We start from the raw sequence: 6,152 nt of genomic DNA, 5'->3' as shown, positions 1-6,152 counted from the left end.
GTCTAGCCTTGCTCGATCCCTCGATGGCGACCGGCAGCGCGATCCTCGGCGGCCTCGTTCTGATCGCCGCCGGTCTCTATCAATGGACGCCGATGAAGGGCATCTGCCTGCGCCAATGTCAGGCGCCGATCGCGTTCCTGGCCAGCCGTGGCGGATTCCGTTCCGCTCCGCTCGGCGCGCTTCGGCTGGGCATCGATCACGGCGCCTATTGCCTGGGGTGCTGCTGGGCGCTGATGGCTCTGTTGTTCGTCGGTGGCGTCATGAACGTGCTGTGGATCGCCGGCATCGCCATCCTTGTTCTGCTGGAGAAGACGGTGCCGACCGGGCAGCTGATTCCGCGCGTTTCAGGCGCGTTGATGGCCGCCATCGGGATCTGGATCGTCTTTCAAGCCCTTTGAGAACAGTCTTCGTCGGCGGTCTGTATTGGTATGCAGCCGTCAGTAAATTGTCAGATGACAATCTTGGGACCTGGTAGTTCGTCGCACGGGGAGGTCAACAACGACGAGCTATTGCCCGGGATGGATTTCGCTGCCGCGGCCCGTATTGGCCCCGCGTTGGCGTTGCATGAGATTTGCCGCCTTTATTAGCCCTGCTGGCTAAATCGCGGGCGTGTTTGTCTGTAAATCGGGCATTTGCGGCAATCGGTTTTCAAACTCTTTGGGTTTCGGTCATTTCCCTTGACCTCACAGGAATTATCGCCTTCGATGACATTTGTGAATGGGAGGCGGCGCGTCGGTTACGATGCGGGGTTTCGGGAATGGGCCGGGATGAAGCCGCGTTCACACGGGAGAAAAAAATCAGGATTTACTCCTGAAAACAGAGAAAAGGGTCTGTGGGTCATGAAACACATTGCTATCGGCATTCTAGGCGCCGCCACGCTTGGATTGATGGCGTCCGCCGCGTCGGCGGCCACGCTCGACACCGTCAAGGCGAAGGGCTTCATCCAGTGCGGCGTCTCCACCGGCCTTGCCGGCTTTTCGGCGCCGGACGACAAGGGTGACTGGCAAGGCATCGATGCGGATTTCTGCCGCGCTGTCGCGGCCGCCGTCTTTGGTGACGGCTCCAAGGTCAAGTTCACGCCGCTCAGCGCCAAGGAGCGGTTCACCGCGCTGCAGTCGGGCGAGATCGACATCCTGTCGCGCAACACCACCTGGACCATCAACCGCGATACGGCGCTTGGCCTGAACTTCATCGGCGTCACCTACTATGACGGCCAGGGTTTCATGATCAACGCCAAGAAGCTGCCGGGCGTCAATTCGGCCCTGCAGCTTTCGGGCGCGGCCGTCTGCGTGCAGAGCGGCACCACCACCGAGCTGAACCTCGCCGACTACTTCAAGGCCAACAAGATGGAGTACAATCCCGTCGTCTTCGAGAAGCTGGAAGAGGTCAACGCCGCCTATGATGCCGGCCGCTGCGACGTCTACACCACCGATCAGTCGGGCCTCTACGGCATCCGCCTGACGCTGGGAGCGCCGGCCGACCACGTCGTGCTGCCCGAGATCATCTCCAAGGAGCCGCTCGGACCGGCCGTTCGCCAGGGCGACGACCAGTGGTATCACATCGTCAAGTGGACCTATTTCGCGCTGCTGCAGGCTGAAGAGCTCGGCATCACCAAGGCCAATGTCGAGGAGATGAAGAACTCGGCAAGCCCCGAGATCAAGCGCGTGCTCGGCCAGGAAGCCGATACCAAGATCGGCACCGATCTCGGCGTCTCCAATGACTGGGTGGTCAACATCGTCAAGGCCGTCGGCAATTATGGCGAAATGTTCGAGCGCAATGTCGGCTCGGGCAGCCCGCTGAAGATCGCGCGCGGCATCAACGCGCTGTGGACCAAGGGCGGCCTGCAATACGCGCCGCCGATCCGCTGATCGAAATGTGATCCGGGAGGCAGATCATCTGCCTCCCGGTTTCTCTTTCCAGGGACGGTCGAATGGCATCGCAGGAAGTACTTCGCGAGGAGCCCAGCCGCGGTTCCTTCATCAACGATCCGAAAATCCGGGGCATATTCTTCCAGGTGCTGGTCGTCGTGCTGCTGGTGGCGGGCGTCTGGTGGATTGCCCACAACGTCATCGACAACCTGACGCGGCTGCGCATCGCTTCAGGCTTCGGCTTCCTCAAGGGCCGCGCCGGCTTCGACATCAGCGAGAGCGCGATCGCGTATTCGTCGGATTCGACCTATGGCCGCGCGATTCTGGTCGGCCTCATCAATACCTTGATCGTCGCCATCGTCGGCATCATCACCGCGACAATCATTGGCTTCGTCATCGGCATCGGCCGGCTCTCGCAGAACTGGCTGATCAGGAAGATCTGCACGGTCTATGTCGAGGTTTTCCGCAACATCCCGCCGCTGCTGGTCATCTTCTTCTGGTATTCCGGCGTGCTGGCCGTGCTGCCGGCGCCGCGCGACAGCATCGGTTTGCCGTTCGGCTCCTTCCTCAACCAGCGCGGTTTTTATTTCCCACGCGCCGTATGGGGCGACGGCTCATGGCTGATCTTCGTCGCCCTGCTCGTCGGCATCGCCATGGCGTGGTTCGTCGCGCGCAAGGCGCGGCAACGGCAGATGGCGACCGGCCAGCAATTTCCAGTGTTTTGGACGTCCACCGCGCTGATCGTCGGGCTTCCGCTGCTCGCCTATGCGCTGAGCGGCTTTCCCCTGAGCTTCGACTACCCGAAGCAGTCGACTTTCAACCTGACCGGCGGCTTCCAGGTCCGGCCGGAGTTCCTGTCGCTTTATCTGGCGCTGTCCTGCTATACCGCCGCCTTCATCGCCGAGATCGTGCGCGCCGGCATCAGGGGTGTCAGCGCGGGCCAGACGGAAGCTGCCGGTGCGTTGGGCTTGCGGTCCGGATCGATCCTGCGGCTGGTCGTCGTGCCGCAGGCCATGCGCATCGTCATTCCGCCGCTGACCAGCCAGTATCTCAACCTGACCAAGAACTCGTCGCTGGCTATCGCCATCGGCTATCCGGACCTGACGGCGACCGCCGGGACGGTGCTGAACCAGACCGGGCAGGCCGTCGAGGGCGTGGTGATCATGATGGTGATCTACCTCGCCATCAGCCTCCTGACCTCGCTTGTGATGAACTGGTTCAACGCCAAGATGGCGCTGGTGGAGAGGTGAGGTAAGGACATGCAAGAACATGATATGTCCTGGGTGCGCACCGAAATGGTGCTGGCGCAGCCGGCGCCCGCCAGCGTCACCGGCCTCGGCGCATGGGTGCGCAAGAACTTGATCGCTTCTGCCGGCGACACCATTTTGACGATCGTCGGCATCGCCCTGGTGGCGATGATCCTGCCGCAAATCACCAATTGGGCGTTCATCAACGCCGTGTGGACGGGACCGGACCGGACCGTATGCGCCACGGTGGCGCAGGGCGGCATCCAGCCGGACGGCTGGACTGGCGCCTGCTGGGCTTTCGTCAACGCCAAATTCGGCCAGTTCATGCTCGGCCGCTATCCCATCGAGGAGCGCTGGCGGCCGATCCTGGTCGCTATCCTGTTCGTGGCGCTGCTGGTGCCGATGCTTATCCCGAAGGTGCCGCGCAAAGGGCTGAATGCGGTGCTGCTGTTCTTCGTGCTGCCGATCGTCGCCTTCGTCCTGCTGGTCGGCGGCATGTTCGGCCTGCCGCATGTCGAGACCTCGCTTTGGGGTGGGCTCTTGGTGACGCTCAGTCTGTCTTTCGTCGGCATTGCCGTGTCGCTGCCGCTCGGCATCGTGCTGGCGCTCGGCCGCCGTTCCAAGATGCCGATCATCAAGACGCTGTGCGTCGTCTTTATCGAGACGGTGCGCGGCATCCCGCTGATCACCGTGCTGTTCTTCGCCAGCGTCATGCTGCCGCTGTTCCTGCCGGAGGGTGTCTCGTTCGACAAGTTCCTGCGCGCGCTGATCGGCGTGTCGCTGTTTGCCGCGGCCTATATGGCCGAAGTGGTGCGCGGCGGCCTGCAGGCGATCCCCAAGGGCCAGTATGAAGGTGCCGATTCGCTCGGCCTCGGCTATTGGCAGAAGATGTATTTCATCGTCATGCCGCAGGCGCTGAAACTGGTCATCCCGGGCATCGTCAACACCTTCATCGGCATGTTCAAGGACACCAGCCTGGTCATCATCATCTCGATGTTCGACCTGCTCGGCATCGTCAAACAGAATTTTTCCGATGCAAACTGGGCAACCGCGCAGACGGCGAGGTCCGGCTTGATCTTCGCCGCCTTCGTCTTCTGGCTGTTCTGCTTCGGCATGTCGCGCTATTCAATGTACACCGAACGCCGGCTCGACACCGGCCACAAACGCTGATGCATGTCGCCCAAAAGTGTATAGCGGTTTTGGGATAACGACATGCATCACTACCAACGATAAAGAACAAGGGGATTCTGTCATGGCCACCGAAAATGCCGTCAGCGCCGAAGAGATCAAGGTCAACGCCGCCAAGATGCAGATTTCCACGACCGATGTCGCCATCGACATCATCGCCATGCACAAATGGTACGGCGAGTTCCATGTGCTGAAGGACATCAACCTGAAAGTGATGCGCGGCGAGCGTATCGTCATCTGCGGCCCCTCCGGCTCCGGCAAATCGACCATGATCCGCTGCATCAACCGTCTGGAGGAGCACCAGAAGGGCAAGATCATCGTCGACGGCAAGGAACTGACCAACGATCTCAAGAAGATCGACGAGGTGCGCCGCGAGGTCGGCATGGTGTTCCAGCACTTCAACCTGTTCCCGCACCTGACCATCCTGGAGAACTGCACGCTGGCGCCGATCTGGGTGCGCAAGACGCCGAAGAAGCAGGCCGAGGAAATCGCCATGCATTTCCTCAAGCGCGTCAAGATCCCGGAACAGGCCAACAAATATCCCGGCCAGCTTTCCGGTGGCCAGCAGCAGCGTGTGGCGATCGCCCGCTCGCTGTGCATGAACCCGCGCATCATGCTGTTCGATGAGCCGACCTCGGCGCTCGATCCGGAGATGATCAAGGAAGTGCTGGAGACCATGGTCGGCCTTGCCGAGGAAGGCATGACCATGCTGTGTGTCACCCACGAGATGGGCTTCGCCCGCAAGGTCGCCAACCGGGTGATCTTCATGGACCAGGGCCAGATCGTCGAGCAGAACACGCCGGCCGAGTTCTTCGACCACCCGCGCCACGAGCGCACGAAGCTGTTCCTGTCGCAGATCCTGCACTAGGCCTCGACGGCCACGAAGAGCCCGGCTGAAACACTGCCGGGCTCTTTTGCGTATGGGAGAACAGGCGGGCGTTCGTGTCGCCGGAGTGCGTTTGCAGGGCCGCCTTTCAATGAAAAGACTGGGACGTTTTCTGGGTCTTCTGTTGGTTCTCGTCGCACTCGCTGTGACGACGGGCACCCTCGTGCCACGGCCGCTGTGGCCGGCCGCCGCCGCCGTGCCAGCCGCGACACGCCACATCCTGGTGCTGAACAATCCGATCCACACCGATATCGCCATCCCGGTCGATGACGCCGTGCGCCGGCGTTTCCATTTCCTGGTCGACGCGGGCATACCGGCCGACAGGCCGGAGGTCCGCTACATCGTCTTCGGCTGGGGCGGCCGCGCCTTCTACCTGGAGACGCCGACATGGTCCGAGCTGAAGGCGGTGCCGGTGATGAAGGCACTGACACTCGACGCGTCGGTCATGCATGTCGATGTCGCCGGTGACATCGTCGAACCGCGCCCCGATATCGCGGGGTTCGACATCACCGAGGATCGGTTCACGGCGTTGCTCGATTTCATCGATGCGAGTTTCCAGCGGGGACCGGAAGGCCCGATCCTCGTTCCGGACGCAGCCTATTCCAGGTTCGACGGCTTCTACGAAGCCAATGGCCATTTCAACGCACTGGTCGGCTGCAACACCTGGACGGCGGCGGCCTTGCGCATCGCCGGCCTGCGCACCGGCTGGTGGAACCCGCTGCCTGCATCGCTCGGGCTATCGATGCGGCTGTATAATTAGCTGTCTCGTCTTGTCGCGTTTCGCCAATGCGAGACGCCTCATTCCTTCGCGCCCCCCTCTGTCCTGCCGGACATCTCCCCCACGAGGGGGGAGATTGGCGGTTCGGCGCCCCGCTCTTTCCTGCGGCCCTGCAACGTTCGAGATTGGTGAAATCGGCGGTGCCGGCCGATCTCCCCCCAAGTGGGGGAGATGTCCGGCAGGAC

6 protein-coding genes are annotated in these 6,152 nt (G+C 61.9%); all 6 read left to right on the top strand.

Going from position 1 to position 6,152, the window contains the following annotated elements:
- Positions 1 to 398: DUF2182 domain-containing protein (locus EN939_RS17260; RefSeq protein WP_206528304.1), on the top strand; the 398-nt coding region annotated here is incomplete at its 5' end.
- A 441-nt stretch (positions 399 to 839) separates the two neighbouring features.
- Positions 840 to 1,868, top strand: coding sequence for an amino acid ABC transporter substrate-binding protein (locus EN939_RS17255; RefSeq protein ID WP_127268988.1), 1,029 nt, complete (start codon positions 840 to 842; stop codon positions 1,866 to 1,868).
- Positions 1,869 to 1,930: 62 nt separating this feature from the next.
- Positions 1,931 to 3,118, top strand: a complete 1,188-nt coding sequence (locus EN939_RS17250; protein ID WP_127268987.1) for an amino acid ABC transporter permease — start codon at positions 1,931 to 1,933, stop codon at positions 3,116 to 3,118.
- A gap of 9 nt (positions 3,119 to 3,127) precedes the next feature.
- On the top strand, positions 3,128 to 4,285 hold the full coding sequence (locus tag EN939_RS17245; protein ID WP_127268986.1) for an amino acid ABC transporter permease: 1,158 nt from the start codon (positions 3,128 to 3,130) through the stop codon (positions 4,283 to 4,285).
- A gap of 136 nt (positions 4,286 to 4,421) precedes the next feature.
- Positions 4,422 to 5,171, top strand: coding sequence for an amino acid ABC transporter ATP-binding protein (locus EN939_RS17240; RefSeq protein ID WP_031213892.1), 750 nt, complete (start codon positions 4,422 to 4,424; stop codon positions 5,169 to 5,171).
- 109 nt (positions 5,172 to 5,280) lie between these two features.
- Positions 5,281 to 5,949, top strand: a complete 669-nt coding sequence (locus EN939_RS17235; protein ID WP_127268985.1) for a TIGR02117 family protein — start codon at positions 5,281 to 5,283, stop codon at positions 5,947 to 5,949.
- Positions 5,950 to 6,152: the final 203 nt, after the last annotated feature.

The organism is Mesorhizobium sp. M7A.F.Ca.CA.002.05.1.1, assembly GCF_003998335.1.
Taxonomy (GTDB): domain Bacteria; phylum Pseudomonadota; class Alphaproteobacteria; order Rhizobiales; family Rhizobiaceae; genus Mesorhizobium.
Note: the sequence above shows the minus strand (reverse complement) of the source record. Positions and strands in the feature narration are given on the sequence as shown.

Excerpts from the sequence above, each read along its gene's own strand:
- EN939_RS17255 (WP_127268988.1), top strand. The coding sequence starts at position 840 with ATGAAACACATTGCTATCGGCATTCTAGGCGCCGCCACGCTTGGATTG.
- EN939_RS17250 (WP_127268987.1), top strand. The coding sequence starts at position 1,931 with ATGGCATCGCAGGAAGTACTTCGCGAGGAGCCCAGCCGCGGTTCCTTC.
- EN939_RS17245 (WP_127268986.1), top strand. The coding sequence starts at position 3,128 with ATGCAAGAACATGATATGTCCTGGGTGCGCACCGAAATGGTGCTGGCG.
- EN939_RS17240 (WP_031213892.1), top strand. The coding sequence starts at position 4,422 with ATGCAGATTTCCACGACCGATGTCGCCATCGACATCATCGCCATGCAC.
- EN939_RS17235 (WP_127268985.1), top strand. The coding sequence starts at position 5,281 with ATGAAAAGACTGGGACGTTTTCTGGGTCTTCTGTTGGTTCTCGTCGCA.